This is a genomic window from Streptomyces sp. NBC_01233 (assembly GCF_035989305.1).
In the GTDB taxonomy this organism is placed as follows: domain Bacteria; phylum Actinomycetota; class Actinomycetes; order Streptomycetales; family Streptomycetaceae; genus Streptomyces.
Genome location: NZ_CP108514.1, coordinates 3,772,240 through 3,797,521 on the forward strand (window position 1 = coordinate 3,772,240; position 25,282 = coordinate 3,797,521).

The window sequence follows — 25,282 nt, forward strand, 5'->3', positions numbered from 1 at the left end:
AGGGGGGTGATTAGCCCTTGAAGCGCGGGAAGGCGCTGCGGCCCGCGTACACCGCGGCGTCGTCGAGGATCTCCTCGATGCGCAGCAGCTGGTTGTACTTGGCGACGCGGTCCGAGCGGGCCGGGGCGCCGGTCTTGATCTGACCGCAGTTCACGGCGACGGCGAGGTCGGCGATGGTGACGTCCTCGGTCTCACCGGAGCGGTGGGACATCATGCACTTGAAGCCGTTGCGCTGGGCCATCTCGACGGCGTCCAGGGTCTCGGTCAGCGAACCGATCTGGTTCACCTTGACGAGCAGGGCGTTCGCGGAGCCCTCCTCGATACCGCGGGCCAGACGCTCGGGGTTGGTGACGAAGAGGTCGTCGCCGACGATCTGGACCTTGGAGCCCAGCTTGTCGGTGAGGGTCTTCCAGCCGGCCCAGTCGTCCTCGTACAGCGGGTCCTCGATGGAGACCATCGGGTACGCGGAGACGAGCTCCTCGTAGTACTCGGCCATCTCGGCGGCCGAGCGGGACTGGCCCTCGAACTCGTACTTGCCGTCCTTGTAGAACTCGGACGCGGCGACGTCGAGCGCGAGCGCGATGTCCTTGCCCGGGGTGTAGCCGGCCTGCTTGATGGCCTCGACGATGAGGTCGAGCGCGGCGCGGTTGGACTCCAGGTTCGGCGCGAAGCCGCCCTCGTCGCCCAGGCCGGTGGAGAGGCCCTTGGTGTGCAGGACCTTCTTGAGGGTGTGGTAGACCTCGGCACCCCAACGCAGCGCCTCGGAGAAGGACTCCGCGCCGATGGGGGCGATCATGAACTCCTGGATGTCCACGTTGGAGTCGGCGTGCGACCCACCGTTGAGGATGTTCATCATCGGAACGGGCAGCAGGTGCGCGTTCGGACCGCCGAGGTAGCGGAAGAGCGGAAGGTCCGAGGCCTCGGACGCGGCGTGCGCGACGGCGAGGGAGACGCCGAGGATGGCGTTGGCGCCGAGCGAGCCCTTGTTGTCGGTGGCATCCAGGTCGAACATGGCCTGGTCGATCAGGCGCTGCTCGGTGGCGTCGTAGCCGACGAGCTCCGGGCCGATCTGCTCGATGACGGCGAGGACGGCCTTCTCGACACCCTTGCCGAAGTAACGGTTGGGGTCACCGTCACGGAGCTCGATGGCCTCGAATGCACCGGTGGAGGCGCCGGACGGAACTGCAGCACGGCCGGTGCTGCCATCGTCGAGGCCCACCTCGACCTCGACCGTGGGGTTGCCTCGGGAGTCCAGGATTTCCCGGGCTACGACGACGTCGATGGACGGCACGAGCATCTCCTTCTGGGATGTGACGCTGGGTGTGCGGTGGCGTGTCAGGCCGTGGGACGGCCTTGCCGCTTAGAGCCTAACCGGCCCGGAGCACTCGACCGCCCGACCGCCCGACCCCTGGGACGAAAAAGGGACCGAATACCCCTCTTCCGGGACATAGGTCTCGCGATTTCGCCCGTCATCCGGCACACACACCGCCGCCCGGCGCGTGGGGGCAGACGCGCCGGGCGGGGGTGATGCTGTGCGTTGCGCACGCTCCTGCGGCTATTGCCGCAGTGTTCAGCTGAGCTTCAGCTTCTGACCCGGGAAGATGAGGTCGGCGTCCGAGACGATGTCCTTGTTCAGCTCGAAGAGCTTCTCCCAGCCGCCCTTGACGCCATTGGCCTCGGCGATGGTGCCCAGGGTGTCGCCGGGCTTGACCTCGTACGAGCCGTTGCCGGTCTTCGGGGCCTCGGGGACGGCGGGGCGCTCGGAGCGGGTGGTCGGGGCCTCGGAGCGCTTGGTCTCCTTCTTCGGCGCGGCCTTGGGGGCGACCTTCTGCTCGGTCTTCTTCGAGTCGGCCTTCGGCTTGTTCTGCGTCGAGCCCTCCGTGCCGCCACCGGTGTAGGAGGAGTTCGACAGACCCTTGCCGCAGCTCGGCCAGGCGCCCTTGCCCTGGCCCTTGAGGACCTTCTCGGCGACGGCTATCTGCTGGGACTTGGAGGCCTGGTTGGCCTGCACGGCGTACGACTTGCCGCCGTACGCGGCCCACGTGCCGGACGAGAACTGCAGTCCGCCGTAGTAGCCGTTGCCCGTGTTGATGGACCAGTTGCCACCGGACTCGCACTGCGCGACCTTGTCCCACTCGGACGCGGTGGCGGCGCTGGCGGTGCCCGCGGCCATCAGGGGGGCGGCGACGGCCACACCGGCGACACCGGCGAGCGTGACGATGCGGACGGCCTTGGAACCGCGACGGTGCTTGCCCTTGCCGGAAAGCAGCATGGAGTTTCTCCTCACCGACGCCTGCGAGGTGAGCTGTCGGGTTCGGGCGAGTGAGTTGCCCGGCCGTGCGACCTAGCGCACGTCTTAACCCCTAGCCGGTGGCGTGACCGTCTCTCAACGGCCGCTCCCGGCACCTACCTTGGTTCCCCCGCTCCTGCCTTCGGCGCTTGACGCGACGACTGTTCCCCCCGTCCGCCGGCAGGATTCGGCGATGCGGTCGAAGGAGCCCGCGGTGGCGGGCGATTCAGAAGGTAGACAGGTCTCTCCCCGATGTTCAACGAGGAACATCGGGGAGAGGGGGCCCCTACTTGCGCGCCCCGCAGGGGTGTTTGCGCAGGTGAGGGCGGGGTTTGCGGAAGCCCCGGGGTGGGACACGCCAGTTGACCGGAAGAGACACATGTCTCACTTACAGATAACCGACAATCAGCTCTTTCCGGGTGCCTGAAGTGTCCTTATTACGTGGTTAGATCCAGGTTCTGTCCGGGCTTGATCAGGTTGGCGTCCTCGCCGATGACCTGCTCGTTGGCCTCGTAGAGCCCGCTCCAGCCCCCCTTGACTCCCTTGGCAACCGCGATGGTCGCCAGGTTGTCGCCCTCCTGCACCGTGTACGTGGGCTTCGACGCGGCGTCAGACGGGACGGGGGCCTCGGCCGCGGGCGCGCCGCGGTGCTTGCCGACGCCTTCACCCGGAGTCGCACCCGGGGCGGCCGGGTCGGCCGGGGTCGCCCCCGGGGTGGCGGGCGGGGTCGTGGGCGACGAGGGGTCCACCGGGAGGGTCGGAGCCGTCGGGTCGACGGGCGGCAGCGGCGTGGTGCCCGGGGTGCCCGGGAGCACCGGCTGGGACGGGTCGACGGGAGGCGTCGTCGGGACGTCCGGCGCCGGCATGACGGGCAGTCCGACGGACGGCGCGTCGGGGATCAGGAAGGGGCTGCCGGTCGGGCTGGGCGCCGCGTGGGTCGGGGCGCCGAAGTCCTTGGCCGGCTCGCCGCCGGTGGTGGACGGCACGGCGTCGTCCGGGCGGGACGGCGAGGGGGCGATCGGGCCGGAGGTGCCGGGCAGACCGGGGTCCACCTTGGCGGCGGGGCCCTGCTGCTCCAGACCGGCCGAGGTGGCGCACAGCGGCCACGCCTGCGGCCCCCGAGAGGCCAGCACCCGCTCGCCCACGGCGATCTGCTGGGACCGGCTCGCGAGGTCGGCCCGCTCGGCGAAGTCGAGTCCGCCGGCGTCCTTCCACTCCTCCTGTGTGAACTGCAGCCCGCCGTACGCGCCGCTGCCGGAGTTGGCACTCCAGGAGCCGCCGCTCTCGCACTCGGCGACCTTGTCCCAGGTCGCGGTGTCGGCAGCGGTGGCATTGGTGGCGGCTAGCAGCGGCAGAGCCAGCGCGGAGCCAGTGACTCCGGCTGTGACTACCAGCGCGGGGACCTGGCGGGGGCGTCTGTGGCGGCCGTTCCCGGAACGCATGAGGGTGCACCTTTCGCATAACAGCGGGGCAACGGCAGAACCTAGCGGCCCCGGAACGATTGTCACAAGTTCAAGCGGGATCTGACTTTTCATCAGAAGCCGTGCAAGTGTTTTGATCCGTGAACCGAACGGGAAGAGTACGTAGCCCTCGCATGATCAACCCCCCGCGCCAGCGCAGGTCTTGGGGCGGAACAGCGAGTTCCAGATCGGGCAGACGCGTCAGCAGGGTCGCGAGTGCCGTCTGTCCTTCGAGTCGCGCGAGCGGAGCGCCCAGGCAGTAGTGGATGCCGTGCCCGTACCCGAGGTGCTGGTTGTCGGTCCGGGAGAGGTCGAGCGTATCCGGTTCCGCGAAGCGCTCGGGGTCGCGGTCGGCGGCCGCGAGGACGACCAGGACCGGGTCCCCGGCCTCGATCCGCTGCCCGCCGAGGGTCAGCGGCTCGGTGGCGAACCGCCACGTCGCCAGCTCCACGGGGCCGTCGTAGCGCAGGAGTTCCTCGACCCCGGTGGCCAGCAGCCCGGTCTCGCCGGCGGCGAGGGAGCGCTGGAGGCGCTCGCGCTGGCCGGGGTTCACGAAGAGGGAGTGGACCCCGTTTCCGATGAGGTTCACGGTCGTCTCGAAGCCGGCGAAGAGCAGGATGAAGGCCATGGCGGTGGCCTCGGCCTCCGTGAGGTGGTCGCCGTGGTCGCTCGCCCGGATCAGGTCGGAGATGAGGTCATTGCCCAGATCATCCCTTTTGCGGTGGATGAGTTCGCCGAGATAGGTCCGCATCTGCTTCACCGACCGGGCGACCCCGCCGCGCGGACCGCCACCGTGGCGGATCATCATCCCGGCCCAGTCGCGGAAGTCGTCCTGGTCCTCGCGCGGTACGCCGAGCATCTCGCAGATGGCGTAGATGGGGAGCGGGAAGGCGAACTCGTGGATGAGGTCCGCCTCCCCCTTCGCGGCGAAGGCGTCGATCAGGTGGTCGGTGAGCTCCTGCACCCGCGGGGTGAACTCGGCGACGCGGCGCGGGGTGAAGGCCTTCGACACCAGCCGGCGCAGCCGCGTGTGGTCCGGCGGGTCGATGTTGAGCAGGTGCGTCATCAGCTCCGCCTTGCGCTCACCCGGGATCCCGGTCTTGCCCTTGGCGTGCGCGGGCTCCGCGTGGTGCGCCGGATTCTTGCTCAGGCGCTGGTCGGCGAGGGCCTGGCGGGCGTCGGCGTACCGGGTGACCAGCCAGGCGTCGACCCCGCTGGGGAGTTTGGTGCGGTGCACCGGGGAGTGCTCGCGCAGCCAGGCGTAGGCCGGGTAGGGGTCGGTCGCGAACTCCCAGTCGAAGAGGGTCGGGCCCTCGGCGGAAGGGGTGTCGGCGGGATCTGCGGGGGTCTGCTCATGCACGGCACGACCGTATCCCGGCGCCGGACCGTCATCCCATATGGCCCGTTCGTCGCGACTGTCCGCAGATCACCCATCACTTGACCTCACCTCCTCCGACATTCCTACTTTCGGTTTTGTGGACGTGAGGATCTTGAAAAGCAGTTTCGCGGTGGTGGAGAGGCGGGCCGAGCACGCAGTCAAGTTCTTCTACTCCCACCTCTTCTGGCACAACCCCGGAATCCGTGACCTCTTCCCGGCCTCCTTCGAGGAGATGGAGCGGCAGCGGGACCGTCTCTTCGCCGCGCTCACCCACGTGATCGCCCATCTCGACGACGAGAGCCTCCTCCCCTATCTACGCGACCTGGGGCGCGACCACCGCAGGTTCCTGGCCCGCCCCGAGCACTACGCGGCCGTGGGCTGCAGCCTCCTCGCCGCCCTCGCCGAGACCTCCGGGGAGTCCTGGACCCCGCGGGTGGAGAAGGCCTGGGCCGAGGCCTACCAGGTGATCGCCGACGCGATGATCGCCGGCGCCGACGCGAGCGAGGACCCGCCGTGGTGGGATGCGGAGGTCGTGCGCCACCTCCGGTACGGGCCGGACATCGGCGTGCTGACGCTGCGGCCACACGCCCCCTTCCCCTATCTCCCGGGCCAGTACACGAGCGTGAGCAGCGAGCGGGTCCCGACGACGTGGCGCACCTACTCCATCGGCAACGCCCCACGCCCCGACGGCACCGTCGACCTCCACGTCAGCCGGATCGACCAGGGGCGCCTCAGCACCGCCCTGGTCCGCGAGACGCAGCCGGGCGACGTCCTGCGGCTCGGCGCCGCCGGCGGGCGGCTGACCTTCCGCCGCGCCGACCGCCCCGTCAGCTTCATCGCCGCCGGCACCGGCTGGGCGCCGATCCGGGCCATGCTGGAGGACCTCGCGGAACACCCTCCCGATCAGGACGCACGGCTCTTCGTGGTGGCGCGGGACGGCGCACACCTCTACGACCGCCCGCTCATCGACGCGTACGCCGCCTCCTGCCGCTGGCTCGGCGTCACCTACATCACGCCCGCCCCCGGGCAGCACCGCAACCAGGCCACCGCCCGGCTCGCGACCGCGCTCGGCCACCGCGGCATGTGGCCGGACCAGGACGTCTACCTCAGCGGCCCGCCGCCGTTCATCGAGGAGACCGCCCACCTCCTCCAGGAGCTGGGCGCCCGCCCCGGCCGCCTCTTCCACGACTCCGTACCCGCCGCCGGCAAGGGCCAGGGGCCCGGAGGCCGCCCGCTGGGCTTCGGCGAGTGGTTCCTGAACCGTCCGTCGCCGCACTGGCACAACCCCGCGGGCCGCGCGCCCCGGGACCACGGGACCGGCTGAACCCCGCCGGTTCTACTCGCCGACGCCCTCGGCGGCGCGGATCGCGTCCCGGTAGACGCGGGCCGCCGCGCGCAGTGCGGTCTCGGGGTCGGTCCCCGCCGCCTCGGCACGTGCCGCCAGCGCCAGCAGTTCGTACCCGATCCCCTCGCCGCGGGGCAGCTCCACGGCCACACCGCCCGTACGGACCCGGCCCGCGAGTTTGGCCGCGAGCGCCAGTCCGGGCTGGCCCACCGGAATCCCGTCGGTGACCGACTCCCGCTGCTTCTCCACCGCCTTGGTGCGCTGCCAGTGCGCGTTCACGTCCTCCGGGGTCTCGGCCTCCGCGTCGCCGAAGACGTGCGGGTGGCGGCGGATCAGCTTCTCCACGAGGGTCCCGGCCACGTCGTCGATGGAGAAGGCCCCGGCGGCGTCCTCGCCGTCCTCGCCGTCCCCGCCGCCGCCCTCCTCCGCGATCCGGGCGTGGAAGACCACCTGGAGCAGGACGTCGCCGAGCTCCTCGCGCAGCTCCTCCCGGTCCCCGTCCTCGATGGCCTCGACGAGTTCGTACGCCTCCTCGATGGCGTACTTGGCCAGGCCCTTGTGGGTCTGCTGCGAGGTCCACGGGCACTCGCGCCGGACCCGGTCCATCACCTGGACCAGGTCGAGCAGGCGCGCGCCGGGCAGGTCGTACGAGCCGGGCAGGAGCTCCAGGTCGGGCATGGAGACGCGGCCGGAGCCGGCCAGCCGGGCCAGCCCGTCGGTGAGGCGCCGGTCGCCCTCCCCGCTCGGGAGCAGCACGACCGTACGGCCGCCCGCGCAGGCCTCGACCAGTTCGTGCGCGTCCGGGGTCCCGAACGCGACCTCGATGCCCGCCTCCCGCAGGTACGGCAGCTGCGGGTGGCCGGGGTCGGCGCACAGCACCCGGTCCGCGGCGTGCAGGGTCTGCCACGCCGGCCAGGACAGCACGCCGGGGGCGACCCGGTGGCTGGTGGTCAGCAGGACGATGCGGCCCGTGGGCTCGGCGGCGGTGGGCTCGGAGTGCTCGGTCACCCTCCGAACCTACCTCCGGCCGGGCGCGTCAGGCTCCGGCGGGTGCCTGCTCGGGCTGGGTCCGCTGGGCGATCCAGGGGGTCTCCCCGGCGCCGAGCTTGATCTGCTTGACGTCCCAGGCGCCGTAGCGCGGGTTGACCTCGATGTGCAGGTCGGTCGCGGCGGCCCGGGCGGGCTCCTCCAGCTTCCCCTGGCCGTACTTCGCGGTCAGCTTGGTCAGCAGGACCCGGTCCCGCAGGAAGCGGTCGACCTGGCCGGGGGCCATGGCGCCCTTCTGCAGGAGCAGTGCCTCGAACTGCTCGGTCCCCTTGTTCTCCTCCACGTACGCCTCGCGCTCGTCCTCGATCTCCTTGGCGGAGACGGAGATCCCGGCGGTCCCGGCCATCTTGTCGATGACGTGGCTCTGGAGCATCGAGTCGAGCTTCTGGCGCTCCAGGTTGGGGGTGCTCGCGATGAGTTCGGCGGCGGCCTGCCCGGTCCGGTTCTGCGCCGCGCGGACGTCGTTGACCTGGGCCTGGAGGGCGGAGGTGGTGATCCGTTCGCCGCCGACGACGGCCGCGGTGCCGGGCCGGGACTCGCCCGAGCAGGCGGACAGCAGGGGCGTCGCCAGGAGCAGGGCGGCTGAGACGGAGAGCGCTGTGCGACGGTGCAAAGGAGCCTCCAGGGCCGGGAGATTGTGCGTCGGTGCACAAGGGCCGTGCGGTGATCGATGGTATGCAGTCGGAGTGGTCGGAGCCACCGGTTCGACCAACGATTCCCGAGGTGTCGGGGTGCGCGTTCATCTGGCGGCCATCCTTCGGTCCCCCGGTGGTGCCAGGGTCGGCCCACCATGTCGACACCGCACCGCTCACAGCACCGCTCGCCGCGCCGCCTGAGCCTGTCCGGCTCGGCGCTCGCCGCCCTGCTCACGGCGGTGGCCGTGTGCGCCGGGGACGCCGCCGCCCGCGTCTTCCCGTACGGACCGCGCCACCGCAGCATCAACGACCTCGGCAATCAGTTCGTGCCCTTCCACGCGCACCTGTGGGACCTCCTGCACGGCCGCGCGGAGGGCGGGCTGCTGTTCAACTGGCAGTCCGGGTACGGCACCAGCTTCCTTCCCGACCTGGGCACGTATCTGACCAGCCCGCTCTCCGTCCTCGTCGGGCTCTTCCCGCGCGCGGACATAGACCTCGCGGTGTACGTCGTCACCGTGCTCAAGATGACGGTCGCGGCGGCGGCGACGGCCTGGCTGCTGCGCACCCAGCGCCGCGGGCCGTGGTGGGCGGCGGGGCTGCTCGGAGCCTCGTACGCGCTGTGCGGCTGGTCGGTGATCGAGGCCTCCTACAACCCCATGTGGCTGGACGGGCTGATCGCCTTCCCCCTGCTGTGCCTGACCGGCGAATGGGCCCTGCGCGGGCGCCGGCTCCTGCTCGCGCCGCTGGTCGTCGCCGTCTGCTGGACGGCGAACTTCTACACCGCCTACATGGCGACGCTGGGTGCGGCGCTGGTGCTGGTGGTACGGGTGGTGCTGACCCGGGAGGGCCTGGGGGCCCGGGCGGCGGTGATCGCGCGGGCGGCCGGGACGACCCTGCTGGGGATCGTGCTCGCGGCGCCGGTGCTCGTTCCCCTCTTCCTCAGCTCGGGCCGGGCCTACCCGGGGTGGGCCAAGGAGTTCCGGCCGGTGTCCTGGGCGGACCTCTTCGCGCGGCTGCTGCCCGCGACGTACTCCTTCTCCTCCCCCGCCGTCTTCGTGGGCACCGGGACCCTGCTGCTGGTGGCCGCGCTGCCGTTCCACCGGGCCGTGCCGGTGCGCACCCGGCTGTGGTGGGCGGGGCTGACGGTGGCCGTGGCGCTCTCGCTCCAGTGGGCCCCGACCCACCTGGCCTGGCACCTCTTCGCGACCCCGAATGGCAGCCCGTACCGGCAGACCTTCGTGCTCGCCGGGATCGCCGTGATCGCCGCCTGGACCGGGCTGGCGGCGGGCCCGCCCCGGCTGCCGGCCCTGGCGACGGGCGCGGGCCTGCTCGCGGCCGCCGTGCTGTGGGCGCGCGGGAGCACGCTCGGGACGGACTGGGGGTACGCACTGTTCGCGGGCGGGCTCGCGCTGGCGGGCGCCGCCTGGTGGGCGCTGCGCCACCGCCGGCTGGCGCTCCCGGCGGCCGGGCTGCTGGCGGTGGTCCTGCTGGCCCAGGCGGCCGCGACGACCGCCTACGGCCACAGGGGGAAGCTGGGCGGGCTCGACGACTACCCGTCCTGGGGGGCGGCCCACACCGCGCGCGCCGAGGCCCTGGCCGGCGCCGAGGGCTGGCCGGCGTACCGCACCGACCCGAGCCGGCCCGCCCTGTCGGGCAACGACCCGATGCTGCTGGGCGGGGAGGGCGGCTCGTACTACAGCAGCCACACCCCGGAGGTGTTCACGCACACGATGGTCGCCCTCGGGGCCGGGTGGACCTCCCGCGGGCGCAACGTCCAGAGCATCGACAACCCGGTGACGGACGCCCTGTTCGCGGTCGGCGCGCGCCTGCAGCCCGACGGCACGGTCCGCCGCGCCGAGGTGCCCCCGCTGGTGACCACCCGCCCGCCCGGCGCACCCGTCTCCTACGGCGACTCCCCCTTCGCCAACCAGGAACTGCTGCTGGGCGCCCGGGTGTACGAGGACCCGCTCGCGCCCGGTGTCTGCCGCGCGGGCACGGAGGCCTACCTGTGGGCCCCGGAGTACAACGCGACGGCCCGCCTCGCGGACGGGCCCGCCTTCCGCCTGAACGGCAGCGCCCCCCGCAACCGGGCCGCCCTGCAGCCGATGGGCGTCTCCCGCGGGGCCTCCTCGGCCCTGGTCTTCGACGCGGCCCCGCCCCCGCGGTGGACCCTGTCCTGCCTGGACCGCGCCCGCCTCGACACCGCGGTGGCCGGCCTGCGCGCCACGGCGGCGACCTCCCTGCGGGTCGGCTCCTCGCAGATCCGGGCCGAGCTGCCGGCGGGGGCCACGGGCACAGCGGTCCTCTCCGTCCCCGCGATCGCCGGCTGGACCTGCAACGGCCGCCCGGCCGCGGCCCATCTGGGACTGGTCGCCCTGCCCCTGGACGGCCGCACCACCACGCTCAGCTGCTCGTTCCGCCCCCCGGGGCTGCTCCCGGGCGCCGCGGCGGCGGGACTGGCCCTGGTCGTTCTGGTGGGCCTGGCGATCGGGCGGCGTCAGCGCACCTGACCCAGCCACTGCAGGGTCCGGCGGATCTCGGCGGGGAAGGGGTGCGCCGGGCCGTGCAGGCGGTCCGCGTCGAACAGCAGCCGGGCCAGGGTCTCGTGGGCCGCCTGCCGGTCGCCGAGGGAGAGCAGCAGGTGGGCGATCCGGCGGCGGACCTCCAGGGGCAGGCCCGGGTCCGGGTTGGCGTAGTGGTTCTCGAAGAGCGGGAGCAGCGAGCGGTACTCCGCCAGGGCGGCGGCCGGTTCACCGAGCTGCTCCAGGCACTGGGCCGCGTCGTAGCGGAAGCGCAGGGACTGCGGGTCACCGGCCGGGAACTCGTCGGCGAGGCGGCGCAGTTCCGGCAGGGCGCGGCGGTACTGGCCGTCGTCCATCAGCGTGGCGGCGTACTGCTTGCGCAGGGAGCGGACCACCGGGGAGTGCTCCCCGTGCTCGGCGGCCGCCGCCGGCAGGATGCCGCCGAGGATGTCCCCGGCCTGGGTGAGCCGCCCCTGGTCCAGCAGCTTGCGGGCCTCGTCCACGGCGCCGGGGATGTCGGGCCGGGCGGGCGTCGGGACCGGGGTCGGCGGCGAGGTCGGCTGCGGCGGGATCACGGTGGACCGGTCCGGCCAGGGGGCGTGCGGGCGCAGGAAGGGGCGGGTCGGGTCGAGCGGGCCGGCGGGGGCCCGGCTGCCGCTGGCGGGCAGCAGCGGGGCGAGGGCCTCGTAGACGGCCTGCGCGGAGCCGGGGCGGTCCTGCGGGTCCTTGGCGAGCAGGCGCATCAGGAGCGTCTCCAGCTCCTGCGGGATCTCCGGGCGCCCCGGCCGGACCGGGGCCGGGGGCTCGTACAGGTGGCGGTGGAGCACGCCGAGGGCGGTGGATCCCGCGAAGGGGACGTTGCCGCTGAGGAGTTCGTAGAGCAGCACGCCCAGCGCGTACAGGTCGGTGTACGGGCCGACCGCGCCGCTCATGGCCTGCTCGGGCGCCATGTACGCGGGGCTGCCGATGGGTGTGCCGGTGCTGGTGAGACGGGTGGTGTCGGTGTCCATCACCGAGGCCACACCGAGGTCCAGGACGAGCACGGTGCCGTCCGGGCGGATCATCACGTTGCGGGGCTTCAGGTCGCGGTGCACGATCGGCACCGCGTGCACCGCGGAGAGCACGGAGCACAGCTGCGCGACGACGGCGACCGCCCACTGCCAGGGGTAGGGGCCGTGCTCGGCGAGGTGGTCGGCGAGGTCGGTGCCCTCGACGTAGCCCATGACGAGGAACAGTTCGTCGCCGTCGCTGCCGGCGTCGTGCACGGTGACCAGGCCGGGGTGGTCGACCTGCGCGGTCACCCGGCACTCGCGCACGAAGCGGCGGCGCAGCTCCTCGGCGACGGTGCCGGGGCCGGCGACCTTGTCGGGGCGCAGCAGCTTGACGGCCACCCGGCGGTCCAGGCGCTTGTCGTACGCGGTCCAGACCTGGCCCATGCCGCCCTGTCCCAGGATGGAGGCCAGCTGGTAGCGGTCTCCGATGAGCCGGTCGGTCACTGATTCGGGTCCTGGATCGCGGTCTGGTTCGGGTCCTGGTAAGGGCCGCCGGGCGGCGGGGTCTGCTTGCGCAGCAGCTCGCTGAGCTCGTCGAGCTCGGCGCGGACCTGCCCGATGCGCGGCGGCGGGGTCGGCTGCGGGGGCACCTGCGGCGGGGCCGGGGCGGCAGCGGGCTGCTGGGGCACGGGCGTCTGGCCGTGCGGGTAGCCGTAGGCGGGCGAGGCCTGCTGCGGGTGGGCGTAGGGCGCGGACGGGTACCCGTAGGCGGGCAGCGCCGCCCTCCGGGCCTCGTGGTGCTTGATGTCGGCGACGAGGAAGTACACGCAGATCGCGAAGCCGGTGAAGATCGAGCCACCGGCGCCGAGGTTGCCCTGCCAGCCGTTGACGTCGGGGGTGGGGTCGAGCTGGATCAGCGTCATCCACAGGACGGCGAGCGCACCGCTGACCACCAGCAGCACCCAGTCACGGGACTTGCGGGTGACCAGGGCGAGCCGCAGCATCGAGCCCCAGGCCAGGAAGCCGCAGCTCAGGATGGGCAGCAGCATGAACACCACGCGCAGTGCCACCACGCCCCCGTCGGTGGACTGGGGGGCGTGCTGCGGCGGAAGGCCGTGGCCGTGCATCGCTGCTCCTGACGGGCCGTGCGGAAGAAGTTTCGGCTCTGAGGGTATACAGCGTTCCCGGCCATGAGTGAGGGGATGCGCGCAACCGTTGCACGCTCGCTGCACGGCACCTCACCCGCGCCCGGAACGACCCCCGACGGGCGAATCGTCCTGGACGTGTGCAGCGTCGCAACGGGCCGGGAGTCCGCATCGCGGACTCCCGGCCCCCACGACGGTCAGGAGCCGAGGATGGTGGTGAGGAACTCCCCCGTCCAGGCCAGCAGTTCCCGGCCGACCACCGGCTTGCCGCCGATCTTGCCCGCCTTCGGGCGCGGGATCAGCACCTGCGAGGTGGCGGGCTTGAGCACCGTCCCCGGGTAGAGGCGCTTGAGGCGCAGCTCCTGCGACTCGCGCAACTCCACCGGGCCGAAGCGGATGTTGTTGCCCTGGAGGGTGATGTCCCCGACCCCGCAGGCCCGGGCGAGCATCCGCAGTCCGGCCACCAGCAGCAGGTTCTCCACCGGCTCGGGCAGCTTGCCGTAGCGGTCGGTGAGTTCCTCCCGTACGGCCTTGATGTCCGCCTCGGAACCGGCGGAGGCGATGGACCGGTACGCCTGCAGGCGCAGCCGCTCGCCGGGCGCGTAGTCGTGCGGGACGTGCGCGTCGACCGGAAGCTCGATCTTGACCTCCAGCGGCGGCTCCTCCTCCACCCCTCCCTCGACGGCGGCCCGGTAGTCGGCGACGGCCTCGCCGACCATGCGGATGTAGAGGTCGAAGCCGACGCCGGCGATGTGACCGGACTGCTCGCCGCCGAGCAGGTTGCCCGCACCGCGGATCTCCAGGTCCTTCATGGCCACGTACATGCCCGCGCCCATCTCGGTGTGCTGGGCGATGGTGGCCAGGCGCTCGTGCGCGGTCTCCGTGAGCGGCTTCTCCGGCGGGTAGAGGAAGTACGCGTAACCGCGCTCGCGGCCACGGCCGACCCGGCCGCGCAGCTGGTGCAGCTGGGACAGGCCGAAGTTGTCGCCGCGCTCCACGATCAGGGTGTTCGCGTTGGAGATGTCGATGCCGGACTCGACGATCGTCGTCGAGACGAGGACGTCGAACTTCTTCTCCCAGAAGTCGACGACGACCTGCTCCAGCGCCTGCTCCGACATCTGGCCGTGCGCCGTCGCGATCCGCGCCTCGGGCACGATCTCGCGCAGCTTGGCGGCCGCCCGGTCGATGGACTCGACCCGGTTGTGGATGTAGAAGCACTGGCCCTCGCGCAGCAGTTCGCGGCGGATGGCCGCGCCGATCTGCTTCTCCTCGTACGGGCCGACGAAGGTGAGCACCGGGTGCCGCTCCTCCGGCGGGGTGGTGATCGTCGACATCTCGCGGATGCCGGTGACCGCCATCTCCAGGGTGCGCGGGATCGGCGTGGCGGACATGGTGAGCACGTCGACGTTGGCGCGGAGCTTCTTCAGCTGCTCCTTGTGCTCCACGCCGAAGCGCTGCTCCTCGTCGACGATGACCAGGCCCAGGTCCTTGAACCTCGTCTCCTGCGAGAAGAGGCGGTGGGTGCCGATCACGATGTCGACCGAGCCCTCCTTCAGCCCCTCCAGGGTGGCCTTGGACTCCGTTTCGCTCTGGAAGCGCGACAGCGCCTTCACCTTGACCGGGAACTGCGCGTACCGCTCGGAGAAGGTGCCGAAGTGCTGCTGCACGAGCAGGGTGGTCGGCACGAGGACGGCCACCTGCTTGCCGTCCTGGACCGCCTTGAAGGCGGCTCTCACGGCAATCTCGGTCTTGCCGTAGCCGACGTCGCCGCAGATCAGCCGGTCCATGGGGACGGACTTCTCCATGTCCTCCTTGACCTCGGCGATGGTGGTGAGCTGGTCGGGCGTCTCCGCGTACGGGAAGGCGTCCTCCAGCTCGCGCTGCCAGGGGGTGTCCGGGCCGAAGGTGTGGCCGGGGGCCGCCATCCGGGCGCTGTAGAGTTTGATGAGGTCGGCGGCGATCTCCTTGACGGCCTTCTTCGCGCGCGCCTTGGTCTTGGTCCAGTCGGCGCCGCCGAGCCGGTGCAGGGTCGGGGCCTCGCCGCCGACGTACTTGGTGACCTGCTCCAGCTGGTCGGTGGGGATGTAGAGCCGGTCGCCGGGCTGGCCGCGCTTGGCCGGCGCGTACTCCACCAGCAGGTACTCGCGGGTGGCACCCTGCACGGTCCGCTGGACCATCTCGACGTAGCGGCCCACGCCGTGCTGCTCGTGGACGATGTAGTCGCCGGCCTCCAGGGTCAGCGGGTCGATCGTCTTGCGGCGCCGGGTCGGCATCCGGCCGAGGTCCTTGGTGGCGGTGCGCTGGCCGGTCAGGTCCGTCTCGGTGAGGACGGCGATCTTCAGGGCCGGGTCGACGAACCCGTTGGCGACCGAGCCGCAGGCGACGTGGACGATCGACGGCTCCAGGGTGCGGAGCTCGGCCTCCAGCCGGGCCGGGATGCCCTCGCCGCCGAGCACCTCGACGGTACGGGCGGCCGGACCGTGGCCCTCGGTGAGGTAGACGGTGTGCCAGCCGTCGGCGATCCAGCCCTTGGTGTCGGCCAGCGCCCGGGCGGTGTCGCCGCGGTAGGCCTCCGGCGCGTGCATGCCGAGCTTCAGGACCGCCGGCTCGCCGGCTGATGTCGCCGGGCCGCCCACCGTCTCGTCGGCGGCGAAGGGGGAGACCGACCACCACATCATGTTCAGCTCGCGGGCCCGGTCGCGGACGTCCGCGATCCCGCGCAGCGAGGCCGCGCCGACGTCGATGGGGGCCTGGCCGCCGCCCGCCGTGGCCGCCCAGGAGGCCATCAGGAACTCCTGGCTCGTCGCGACCAGGTCGGCGGCCCGGGTGCGTACCCGCTCGGGGTCGCAGACCACGGCCATCGAACCGGCGGGCAGGACGTCGATCAGCAGCTCCATGTCGTCGACGAGGACCGGGGCCAGGGACTCCATGCCCTCGACCGCGATCCCCTCGGCGAGCTTGTTCAGCAGCTCGCCGAGCTCGGGATGGGCCTCGGCGAGGGCCGCGGCCCGCTCCCGTACGGCGTCGGTCAGCAGCAGCTCGCGGCAGGGCGGGGCCCACAGCCCGTGCTCGGCCACCTCCAGGGAGCGCTGGTCGGCGACCTTGAAGTAACGGATCTCCTCGACCTCGTCGCCCCAGAACTCGATGCGCAGCGGGTGTTCCTCGGTGGGCGGGAACACGTCGAGGATGCCGCCGCGCACGGCGAACTCCCCGCGCTTCTCGACGAGCTCGACGCGCGCGTACGCGGCGGCGGCCAGCGCCGCCGTGATCTCCCCGAGGTCGGCGCTCCCGCCCTGGCGCAGGCTGACCGGCACCAGGTCCCCGAGCCCCTTGACCTGCGGCTGGAGCACGGACCGGATGGGGGCGACGATCACGCTCACCGGCCCGGCCGCCGGATCGTCCTTGCTGGGGTGCACGAGCCTGCGCAGGACGGCGAGCCGGCGGCCCATGGTGTCGCTGCGCGGGCTGAGCCGCTCGTGCGGGAGCGTCTCCCAGGACGGGTAGTCCACCACCTCGTCGGGCGGCAGCAGGGAGCGCAGGGCGGCGGCCAGGTCCTCGGCCTCGCGCCCGGTGGCGGTGACCGCGAGCACCGTCCGCTCGGTCCGCCGGGCCAGCGCGGCGATCGCGAAGGGCCGCGCGGCGGCGGGGCCGACCAGGTCCACGTGCATGCGGTTGCCGTCCCCGGCCGCGGTGACCGCCTCGGCGAGGGCGGGGTCCCGGGTGACGGCGTCGAGCAGTCCGTGCAGGCTCATGAAGGAGGCTTTCCGTCCGGTGAAGGGGCAACGCGAAGGGCCCGACACGTCGCACGGGCCGGGGGTTCCCACCATACGACGCGCCCCGCCGCCACGCGCGGGGGATTCAGGTCGCCCGTGCGGGTGACGGGGCCGGCGCCCGGACGGGCCCGGACCGGAGGGCTCACCGGAGCAACCGGGCGTGCGTTCGCACCCCTCTACGATGTCGAGGTACTGACGTCCGAGTACGCCGAGGGGGCACGAAGGCCGTGACGAGCGATGCCATAGTCCGGCCGGAAGCCGCGGCGGATCCGGCGCGTCCGGACCCGGTGCGGGCCAAACCGGTTCGGGCGAAGCCGGTTCGGGCGAAGCCGGTCGGGAGCCGGTGGGCCGGACCGTACGCGGTCGCCGGCGGCCTGTTCCTCGTGTACCTCGCCCTCTCCGTCGGGCGGTTCCGGCGGATGGACTGGGCCTCGTGGGACCTGGGCATCTTCGAGCAGGCGATCCGCGCGTACGCGCACCTGCAGGAGCCCGTCGCGGACCTGAAGGGGCCGGGGGCGAACATCCTCGGCGACCACTTCAGCCCGATCATCGCGCTCGCTGCCCCCGTCTACCGGCTCTTCCCCGGCCCGCTCACCCTGCTCGTCGTGCAGGCGGCGCTGTTCGCGCTCTCCGCCGTCCCCGTCACCAGGGCGGCCGGACGGCTCCTGGGCCGGGCCCGCGGGATCGCGATCGGCATCGCGTACGGACTGTCCTGGGGCGTCCAGCGGGCGGTGGAGTTCGACTTCCACGAGATCGCCTTCGCCATGCCCCTGCTGGCCTTCTCCCTGGAGGCGGTGCTCACCCGTCGCTGGCGGGCCGCTCTGCTGTGGGCGCTTGCGCTGGTCCTCGTCAAGGAGGACCTCGGCTTCACGCTCGCCGCCCTGGCCGTGGTCGTGGCCTGGCGGGCCTGGACCACCGACCGCCGGACCGCGTGGACCGCGCTCGGCGTCGCCGCCTTCGGCGCCGTCTTCGCCGTCCTCGTGTTCACCGTCTTCATACCGGCCTTCGCCACCGAGGGCTACGGCTACTGGCACAAGATCGACGGCGGCGGCCCGTTCGCCGGCACCGGCACGAAGCTCGCCACCCTGGCGTGGGTGCTGATCCCCACCACCGGGCTGCTAGCCCTGCGCTCGCCGCTGCTGCTGGTCGCCGCGCCCACCCTCGGCTGGCGGTTCCTGTCCGGGGACGACCACTACTGGTCCACCGACTGGCACTACAGCGCCGTGCTCATGCCCGTCGTCTCCCTCGCCCTCGTCGACGCCATCGACACGTTCCGGCGCAGCGAGCGGCCCCGACTGCGCGCGTACTCCCTCCAGCTGCCCACCGCCGTCCTCGCCGCAGGCCTCGCCCTGGCCGCGACGGCCATGCCGACCGCGAAGCTCGCGGAGGCGCGTACGTACGAGAAGCCCGACCGCGTCACCGCCATCGAGCGGCTCCTCGACCGGATCCCCGACGGGGCCACCGTGGAGGCCGACACCACGCCGCTGACCCGGCTGACCTCCCGCTGCCGCGTCCTGTGGATCGGCGGCAGCAAGGGCGTGGTCCCCGACTGGATCACCATCGACAACTCCTCCCGGTGGGCCGGCGACCCGGTCGTCTACGCCGGCCAGCTGCACCCCGGTGAGCGGTACACCCTGGTGGGCGAGGCCGCCGGGATCGTCCTCCTGCAGCGCGGCTGACGGACGGCCGGACGGCTGGCGGACGACAAGGCGCCGGCCCGGAACCAAAGGTCCCGGGCCGGCGCCCTCCCCCGAACGACCGCGCAGCGGTTACTCGCTCGCGATCGCGTTCAGAACGTTCATCCGCCCTGCCCGGAAGGCCGGGACCAGTGCGGCGAACAGGCCCACGAAGGCCGAGGCGGCGAACACCCCGATGATCGTCGGCCACGGGATCTCCAGGACCTTCAGGCCCTGGAGCGCCAGCAGCTGCTGGGCGCTGGCGCCCCAGCCCATGCCCAGCCCGAGGCCGAGCAGGGCGCCGAAGAGGGCGATGACCACCGACTCCAGGCGGATCATGCGGCGCAGCTGGCGGCGGGAGAGGCCGATGGCGCGCATCAGGCCGATCTCGCGGGTCCGCTCGACCACCGACAGGGCGAGGGTGTTCACGACACCCAGGACCGCGATGACGATGGCGAGGCCGAGGAGCCCGTAGACCATGTTCAGCAGCTGACCGACCTGGTCCTTCAGGGACTGCTTGTAGTCGGCCTGGTTGCGCACCGCGTACTGCGGGTACTCCGCCATCGCCGCCTTGACCGCCTTGTACGCGGCGGCGTCGGACTGCCCGTCCTTCGCGCTGGCCAGCAGCATGAAGGGCAGCGGCAGCCGGTCGGCCGGGACGTTGGCCCGCGCGATATCGGTGCTGATGTACTTCATGGTCTTGTCGATGTTGCCGCCGTCGCTGGTGATCGCCGCAACCTTCAGCTTGACGGTGTTGCCGCCGGTGAAGGCGACCGTCAGCTCGTCGCCGAGCTTGATGCCGTGCTTGGTCGCGTACTCCGAGCCCACCGACATGGAGTCCTTGTTGTACGCCGCCGCGTGCTCCCCGGCGACCATCTTGCGCCGGATGTCCTTGGCGTACGTCGGGTCGGTGGCGCCGAGGCCCACCTCTTCGGCGGCGCCGCCGGGGGCGGTGATCTTGGCCGGCACCTCCCGGTAGGCGGTGACGTGGTCGAGGCCGCCGGTGGATCGCAGCGCCTGCTCGGCCTGCGGCAGCATGGGCTGGCCGGTCTCGGAGTTGATGATGTAGTCCGCGCCGACGGACTTGTCGAGCTCGTCGGTGGCGGAGGCCACCATCGAGGAGCCGACCACCGACAGGCAGGCGACCAGCGCGAGGCCGATCATCAGCGCGGCGGCGGTGGCGCCGGTGCGGCGCGGGTTGCGCAGGGCGTTGCGCTCGGCGAGCCGGCCCACCGGCCCGAAGGGCCGCAGCACCACACCGGAGAGCACCCGCACCACGCCCGCGGCGAGCAGCGGGCCGATCACGATGAAGCCAATGAGGGTGAAGACGACGCCCAGACCCAGCCAGAGCGATCCGGCTGCGGCCTCGTCGGCGGCCGCGGCGAGGAAGAGCCCGGCGCCGCCGATGCCGGTGAGGACCAGGCCGATGACGGCGCGGCGGACGCCGGCCTTCTTGTCGCCGGGGGTGCCGGACTCGCGCAGGGCCGCCATCGGGGAGACCTTGCCGGCGCGGCGGGCCGGGATGTAGGCGGAGACGATGGTGACGACGATGCCGAGGAAGATGCCGACGACCGGGGTGTACCAGGCGACGGTCAGATCGTCGGTGGACAGGTGCATGCCCATCTGGCCCATGAGCTTCATCAGGCCGATGGCCAGGCCGACGCCCGCGCCGACGCCGAGGACCGAGCCGACGACACCGAGCAGGAAGGCCTCCACGACGACGGACTTGAGGACCTGTCCGCTGTCGGCGCCGATGGCGCGCATCAGGCCGGTCTCACGGGTGCGCTGGGCGACCAGCATCGAGAAGGTGTTGAAGATCAGGAAGATGCCGACGAGGAAGGCGATGAGGGCGAAGCCGAACATCACGTACTTCATGACGTTGAGGAAGGAGCCGACGTCCTTGCGGTTGGCGTCCGCGGCTTCCTTGGCGGTCTGGAGCTTGTACGTGTCCGCGCCGACGGCGGAAGCGATGCTCTGCTTGAGCTGCTCGTCGCTCACCCCGTCCTTGGCGGTGACGTTGACGTGCGTGAAGGAGCCGGGGGAGCCGAGCAGCGCCTGCTGCGCGGTGGCGGTGTCGAAGTAGACGACGGCCGCACCCGGGTTGGTGACGGTGAAGGTGGCGATGCCGGTGATCTTGGCGCGGATGTCGCCGGTGATGGCGATGGTGCGCAGTTCATCACCGAGCTTCAGGTGGTGCTTCTCCACGGTGTCGGCGTCGACCATCACCTCGGTGGGGCCGCGCGGCGCCTGACCGGCGGTGATCTTCATGGACTTGAGCTCGTTGTCGTTCCAGTTGCCCGCGATGGTCGGGGCACCGGTGGTCGAGCCCATGTTCTCGTTCTTGGAGTTGACCACGGTGACGGACATCGACATGACGGCGCCCTCGGCGCTCTTGACGCCCTCGGCCTTCTTCACCTGATCGACGGTGGATCCGGCCACCATCTCGGGCTTGCCGCTGTCCGGGGTGTCCTCCCCGCCCTTCGCCGACTTCGGGCTGACCGTCACATCGGCGCTGGTGACGGCGAACAGCTTGTCGAAGGTGGTGTTCATGGTGTCGGTGAACACCAGCGTGCCGCAGACGAAGGCGACGGACAGCATGACGGCGACGGCGGACAGCGCCATCCGCCCCTTGTGCGCGATGAAGTTGCGCCGCGAGGTCTTCAGGACGGTGTTGCTCATGACGTCCGCCCGCGCGCGTCGAAGTCCTTCATGCGGTCCAGGACCTGGTCGGCGGTGGGCCCGTACATCTCGTCGACGATCCGGCCGTCGGCGAGGAAGATGACGCGGTCCGCGTAGGACGCGGCGACCGGGTCGTGGGTGACCATGACGATGGTCTGGCCGAGCTCGTCCACCGAACGGCGCAGGAAGCCGAGTACCTCGGCGCCGGCACGGGAGTCCAGGTTTCCGGTCGGCTCGTCGCCGAAGATGATCTGCGGGCGGGCGGCGAGGGCGCGGGCGACCGCGACGCGCTGCTGCTGGCCGCCGGAGAGCTCGGTCGGGCGGTGCTTGAGCCGGCCGGCGAGGCCCACGGTCTCCACGACCCGGTTCAGCCACTCCGCGTCGGGCTTGCGGCCCGCGATGTCCATGGGGAGCGTGATGTTCTCCAGGGCGTTGAGCGTGGGCAGCAGGTTGAAGGCCTGGAAGATGAAGCCGATCCGGTCGCGGCGCAGCTGCGTGAGCTTCTTGTCCTTCAGCCCGGTGATCTCGGTGTCGTCCAGGTGGATCTGGCCGCTGGTCACCGTGTCGAGACCGGCGAGGCAGTGCATCAGCGTGGACTTGCCGGAGCCGGAGGGGCCCATGATCGCGGTGAACTGGCCGCGCATGATGTCCACGTCCACGTCGTCGAGGGCGACGACGCGCGTCTCCCCGGAGCCGTAGGCCTTGACGACCTTGCGCGCCCGGGCCGCGACGGCTGCATGCCCTCCAGTACCCCCGTGCCTGGTTTCGGTCATAGCCGTTGTCACGGTCTTTCTCCCTTTTCGCCTGTGTGCGTCTGTCTGCGTCTGTCTGCGTGCCGCGTGCGTCTGCGTGCTGCGTGCGTCGTCGTCATGAAGTCTGCGGCGGGTGGGGGTCCGGGCACGCTGGTGCCCATCGCCGTATCCACCCGGGGGTTATCCCCACCCCCCACCTCCCGGTCCGTATGTTCCAGTTAAGGAGGCGCCGGGGGCCCTCACCTCCTCCGCCGGGAGGAACCGCCCCTGGCCCGTTGTGTGGAGGCACCCCTAGTACTGCAACCGCATGTGGCGTGACGGTCGGTGAGGTTGCTCGTTGTTGTGACTGTGTGATGAATCGCTGACGGTTGAGCAGATCGAGTCGTGGTCCGAGGGTGTAGCGGGGTTGCATGCCCGGTTCGGGCATCGTTTTGGCAGGTCGGAGCCACGTGATCGGGCTCTGGACTACATGACGGGCCTGCTTGCGCCGCTAGAGAAGAAGAACGGGTGGACGCTGGCCGAGCAGGTCGGCCAGCTCCGCCCGGACGGTGTGCAACGCCTGCTCAACCACTCCGAATGGGACGAGAACGCGGTCCGCGACGATGTCCGGGACTTCGTCGTGGAGACCATCGGCGCCAAGGATGGCGTGCTCATCGGGGACGACACCGGGTTCCTGAAGAAGGGCACCAGGTCAGCAGGGGTCCAGCGGCAGTATTCCGGCACCGCTGGCCGCACCGAGAACTGCCAGATCGGCACCTTCCTCGCCTACGCATCCGCCAAAGGGCGGGCGCTGATCGACCGGGAACTCTACGTCCCGAAGTCCTGGACGGACGACCGCGACCGCTGCCGGGCAGCCGGGATCGACGACACCGTGCCGTTCGCCACGAAGATCGAGCACCTCAAGTGGATGCTGCAACGCGCCATCGACGCGGCTGTTCCCTTCGCCTGGGTGACCGCGGACGAGGCATACGGGCAGGTCAAACACTTCCGCGCCTGGCTGGAAGAACGCCAGGCCGCGTATGTGCTGGCCACCAAGGTCAACGACACCGTGATCACCGCCGACGGCCGCGACGCCCGCGTCGACGAGCTGATCGCGGCCCTGCCGAAGCAGGCATGGAAACGGATCTCCGCCGGAGCAGGCGCCCACGGCCAGCGGATCTACCACTGGGCCCGCGTCGCGATCCGGCCCACCTGGGAGGGCGGATCCGGGCACTGGGTGCTCGCCCGCCGCAACCTGTCCGACCCCACCGACATCGCCTACTACGTCTGCTATGGCCCCGTCACTTCCCGGCTGAAAGACCTGGTCAGGACCGCCGGAGCCAGGTGGGCGGTGGAGGAATGCTTCCAGACCGCGAAGGGTGAATGCGGGCTCGATCACTACCAGGTGCGGCTCTACCGGGCCTGGTACCGGCACATCACCCTGGCCATGGCCGTCCTGGCCTACCTCACGGCCATCCGTGCCGCAGAAGCCGCAAAAGGGGCAGCGGAGATGACGAGCAAGACCTCATACCCCTCAGCGTCCCGGAGATCCGCCGGATGATCGGGCACGTCGTCGTCACGCCCCGCTGCCACAGCAACGAGCACCGTCTGCACTGGTCACGCTTCCGGCGCCGCAGCCAGGCCCGAGCCCGCCGCTGCCATTACCAACGCCGAGGCCACGACCCACACATGCGGTTGCAGTACTAGGGGATGTCCACCCTTCGAGGCAGAAGGCCTGGGGGATATCGCGGGACACGGGGGCGGTGAGAAGGTGTTCCCCGCAGTTACGTGCAGGGGGAAGGAATCTCGGTGGCCGCAGCGCAGAGCACGGGCGGAGGCCAGGACGGCATACCCGAGGGGCGTGCGGACCACGTGCCGGCGGCGGCGGGGGCGGCCGTTTCGGCCACGGGCCCGGAGGCACCGGCCGGTGCCCGTGCGGGCGGTGCCGGTGCGGGCGGCGCGGCTGGTGCGGGCGGCGCCGGGGAGGCCCGGAAGGCCGGCGGCCGGCCACCTGCCCCCGTGGTCGCCTCACTGATGCTCGGCATGGCCCTCGTCACCCTCGACAGCACCATCGTCGCCACCGCCGTCCCGCAGATCGTGGGCGACCTCGGCGGCTTCTCCGTCTTCTCCTGGCTCTTCTCCGGCTATCTGCTGGCCGTCACCGTCACCCTGCCCGTCTACGGGAAGCTGTCCGACACCTTCGGCCGCAAGCCTGTCCTCCTCTTCGGCATCGGCCTCTTCCTCGTCGGCTCGCTGCTGTGCGCGCTCGCCTGGAACATGGCCGCCCTGATCGCCTTCCGGATCGTCCAGGGCCTGGGCGGCGGCGCCCTCCAGGGCACGGTCCAGACCCTGGCCGCCGACCTCTACCCGCTGAAGGACCGCCCGAAGATCCAGGCCCGGATGTCCAGCGTCTGGGCCACCTCGGCCGTGGCCGGCCCGGCGCTCGGCGGGCTCCTCGCCTCGTACGCGCACTGGCGCTGGATCTTCCTGCTCAACCTGCCGCTGGCCGCCCTGGCCCTGTGGATGGTCGCCCGTCACCTGGTGGAGCCCGTACGGTCCCCCGGGCGCCGGGGTCCCGTCGACTGGGCGGGCGCCCTGGCCGTCTTCGCCTGCGGCGGCCTGCTGCTCTTCGCGCTCGTCCAGGGCGGGGTCGCCTGGCCGTGGCTGTCCGCGCCCTCGCTGGGGCTGCTGGGCGCGAGCGCGGTGCTGGCCGCGGTGGTGGTCGTGGTGGAACGCCGGGCCGAGGAACCGATCCTGCCGGGCTGGGTCTGGCGGCGGCGCACCATCGCCGCGGTCAACCTGGCCCTGGCCGCGCTCGGGCTGCTGATGGTCGCCCCGATGGTGTTCATGCCGACCTACGCCCAGTCCGTGCTCGGCCTCGGGCCCGTCGGCGCCGGGCTGGTGATGTCCGTGATGACCCTGAGCTGGCCCATCAGCGCCGCCCTCAGCCAGCACGTCTACCGGCGCATCGGCTTCCGGAACACCGCGGCCGTCGGGATCGGCCTCGCCGCGGTGATCCTCTACTCCTTCACCCTGCTGCCACAGCCGGCCCGGCCCTGGCAGCCGGCGCTGATCATGCTGCTGCTGGGCGCCGCCCTCGGCCTCTTCCAGCTCCCGCTGATCGTCGGGGTCCAGTCCACGGTGGGCTGGGCCGAGCGCGGGACCACCACGGCCTCGGTGCTCTTCTGCCGGCAGGTCGGCCAGAGCGTGGGCGCCGCCCTGCTCGCGGCCGTGGCCAACGCCACCATCGCCGCCCGCCTGGCCGGCGCCCCCGTTCCCGGGCTCCCGGAGCACCTCGACGACGTGGCGAAGGCACTGGAGCGCCCCGAGCTGCTCCCGCGGGCCGCCGCCGACTACCTGCGCGAGGCCGTCGCCGCCGCCGTGGAGCACATCTTCCTCGGCGCGAGCGCGGCCGCCGTGGCCGCGCTGCTGATCCTGCTGCTGGTGGCGCCCCGCAGGTTCCCGGTCCTGCCGGAGCTGCGCGAGGAGTAGCACGGCGCGGGCGGCAGCAGCAGCGGAGCGACAGCCGAGGAGCAACAGCCGGGCAGCCACCCCGACTTGTCATGGCCCGGCGCAGTGGGAGACCCTCGTACGCAGCACCGTTATCCG

16 protein-coding genes and 1 riboswitch are annotated in these 25,282 nt (G+C 71.8%); of the genes, 5 read left to right on the top strand and 11 right to left on the bottom strand.

All coding sequences use genetic code 11. The annotated features are described in order from the left end of the window. Window positions 1-10: 10 nt before the first annotated feature. From eno to OG332_RS17625, 4 genes are all read right to left on the bottom strand, one after another. On the bottom strand, window positions 11-1,297 hold the full coding sequence (gene eno, locus OG332_RS17610) for a phosphopyruvate hydratase (RefSeq protein ID WP_327414370.1): 1,287 nt from the start codon (window positions 1,295-1,297) through the stop codon (window positions 11-13). 273 nt (window positions 1,298-1,570) lie between these two features. Then, on the bottom strand, window positions 1,571-2,272 hold the full coding sequence (locus tag OG332_RS17615) for a transglycosylase family protein (RefSeq protein ID WP_327414371.1): 702 nt from the start codon (window positions 2,270-2,272) through the stop codon (window positions 1,571-1,573). 3 nt (window positions 2,273-2,275) lie between these two features. Beyond that, a riboswitch (cyclic di-AMP (ydaO/yuaA leader) is annotated at window positions 2,276-2,448 on the bottom strand. A 279-nt stretch (window positions 2,449-2,727) separates the two neighbouring features. Further along, window positions 2,728-3,732, bottom strand: coding sequence for a transglycosylase family protein (locus tag OG332_RS17620; protein ID WP_327414372.1), 1,005 nt, complete (start codon window positions 3,730-3,732; stop codon window positions 2,728-2,730). A gap of 70 nt (window positions 3,733-3,802) precedes the next feature. Then, window positions 3,803-5,110, bottom strand: a complete 1,308-nt coding sequence (locus tag OG332_RS17625) for a cytochrome P450 family protein (RefSeq protein ID WP_327414373.1) — start codon at window positions 5,108-5,110, stop codon at window positions 3,803-3,805. Between the two features lie 121 nt (window positions 5,111-5,231). Here OG332_RS17625 and OG332_RS17630 point away from each other — a divergent pair, with 121 nt between their 5' ends. Beyond that, the gene (locus tag OG332_RS17630; protein WP_327414374.1) at window positions 5,232-6,452 is read left to right on the top strand and encodes a globin domain-containing protein; all 1,221 of its coding nucleotides are present in this window, start codon (window positions 5,232-5,234) and stop codon (window positions 6,450-6,452) included. 12 nt (window positions 6,453-6,464) lie between these two features. On the opposite strand, the gene OG332_RS17635 is transcribed toward OG332_RS17630, so the two are convergent. Together OG332_RS17635 and OG332_RS17640 are read right to left on the bottom strand one after the other, a co-directional pair. Continuing rightward, complete coding sequence (locus tag OG332_RS17635; protein WP_327414375.1) at window positions 6,465-7,481, bottom strand: nucleoside triphosphate pyrophosphohydrolase; 1,017 nt, start codon at window positions 7,479-7,481, stop codon at window positions 6,465-6,467. Between the two features lie 28 nt (window positions 7,482-7,509). Next, a complete protein-coding gene (locus OG332_RS17640; RefSeq protein WP_327414376.1) occupies window positions 7,510-8,133 on the bottom strand; it encodes a SurA N-terminal domain-containing protein in 624 nt (207 codons plus the stop codon). Between the two features lie 177 nt (window positions 8,134-8,310). Between OG332_RS17640 and OG332_RS17645 the strand changes: the two genes are divergently transcribed. Further along, window positions 8,311-10,665, top strand: a complete 2,355-nt coding sequence (locus tag OG332_RS17645) for a YfhO family protein (RefSeq protein ID WP_327414377.1) — start codon at window positions 8,311-8,313, stop codon at window positions 10,663-10,665. On the opposite strand, the gene OG332_RS17650 is transcribed toward OG332_RS17645, so the two are convergent. The 3 genes from OG332_RS17650 to mfd all read right to left on the bottom strand — a co-directional run bounded on the left by OG332_RS17650 (window position 10,653) and on the right by mfd (window position 16,566). Beyond that, window positions 10,653-12,173, bottom strand: coding sequence for a serine/threonine-protein kinase (locus OG332_RS17650; RefSeq protein ID WP_327414378.1), 1,521 nt, complete (start codon window positions 12,171-12,173; stop codon window positions 10,653-10,655). The genes OG332_RS17645 and OG332_RS17650 overlap by 13 nt on opposite strands. Then, window positions 12,170-12,796 carry a hypothetical protein gene (locus tag OG332_RS17655; protein WP_327414379.1) on the bottom strand — a complete coding sequence of 209 codons (627 nt, stop codon included), beginning with the start codon at window positions 12,794-12,796 and terminating at the stop codon, window positions 12,170-12,172. The genes OG332_RS17650 and OG332_RS17655 overlap by 4 nt, the downstream gene beginning before the upstream one ends. Before the next feature lie 215 nt (window positions 12,797-13,011). After that, on the bottom strand, window positions 13,012-16,566 hold the full coding sequence (gene mfd / locus OG332_RS17660) for a transcription-repair coupling factor (protein ID WP_327414380.1): 3,555 nt from the start codon (window positions 16,564-16,566) through the stop codon (window positions 13,012-13,014). Window positions 16,567-16,814: 248 nt separating this feature from the next. On the opposite strand from mfd, the gene OG332_RS17665 reads away from it, so the two are divergent. After that, a complete protein-coding gene (locus OG332_RS17665; protein ID WP_442816165.1) occupies window positions 16,815-18,266 on the top strand; it encodes a DUF2079 domain-containing protein in 1,452 nt (483 codons plus the stop codon). Between the two features lie 90 nt (window positions 18,267-18,356). Here OG332_RS17665 and OG332_RS17670 read toward each other — a convergent pair whose 3' ends face one another. Both OG332_RS17670 and OG332_RS17675 read right to left on the bottom strand, forming a co-directional pair. After that, window positions 18,357-20,942 carry an ABC transporter permease gene (locus OG332_RS17670; RefSeq protein ID WP_327414381.1) on the bottom strand — a complete coding sequence of 862 codons (2,586 nt, stop codon included), beginning with the start codon at window positions 20,940-20,942 and terminating at the stop codon, window positions 18,357-18,359. After that, window positions 20,939-21,715 carry an ABC transporter ATP-binding protein gene (locus tag OG332_RS17675; protein ID WP_279399180.1) on the bottom strand — a complete coding sequence of 259 codons (777 nt, stop codon included), beginning with the start codon at window positions 21,713-21,715 and terminating at the stop codon, window positions 20,939-20,941. Before OG332_RS17675 ends, OG332_RS17670 begins: the two co-directional genes overlap by 4 nt. Before the next feature lie 355 nt (window positions 21,716-22,070). On the opposite strand from OG332_RS17675, the gene OG332_RS17680 reads away from it, so the two are divergent. Beyond that, window positions 22,071-23,234, top strand: a complete 1,164-nt coding sequence (locus OG332_RS17680) for an IS701 family transposase (protein ID WP_327419120.1) — start codon at window positions 22,071-22,073, stop codon at window positions 23,232-23,234. A gap of 473 nt (window positions 23,235-23,707) precedes the next feature. After that, window positions 23,708-25,165: an MFS transporter gene (locus OG332_RS17685; RefSeq protein ID WP_327419272.1), complete on the top strand. Its 1,458-nt coding sequence runs from the start codon at window positions 23,708-23,710 to the stop codon at window positions 25,163-25,165. Window positions 25,166-25,282: the final 117 nt, after the last annotated feature.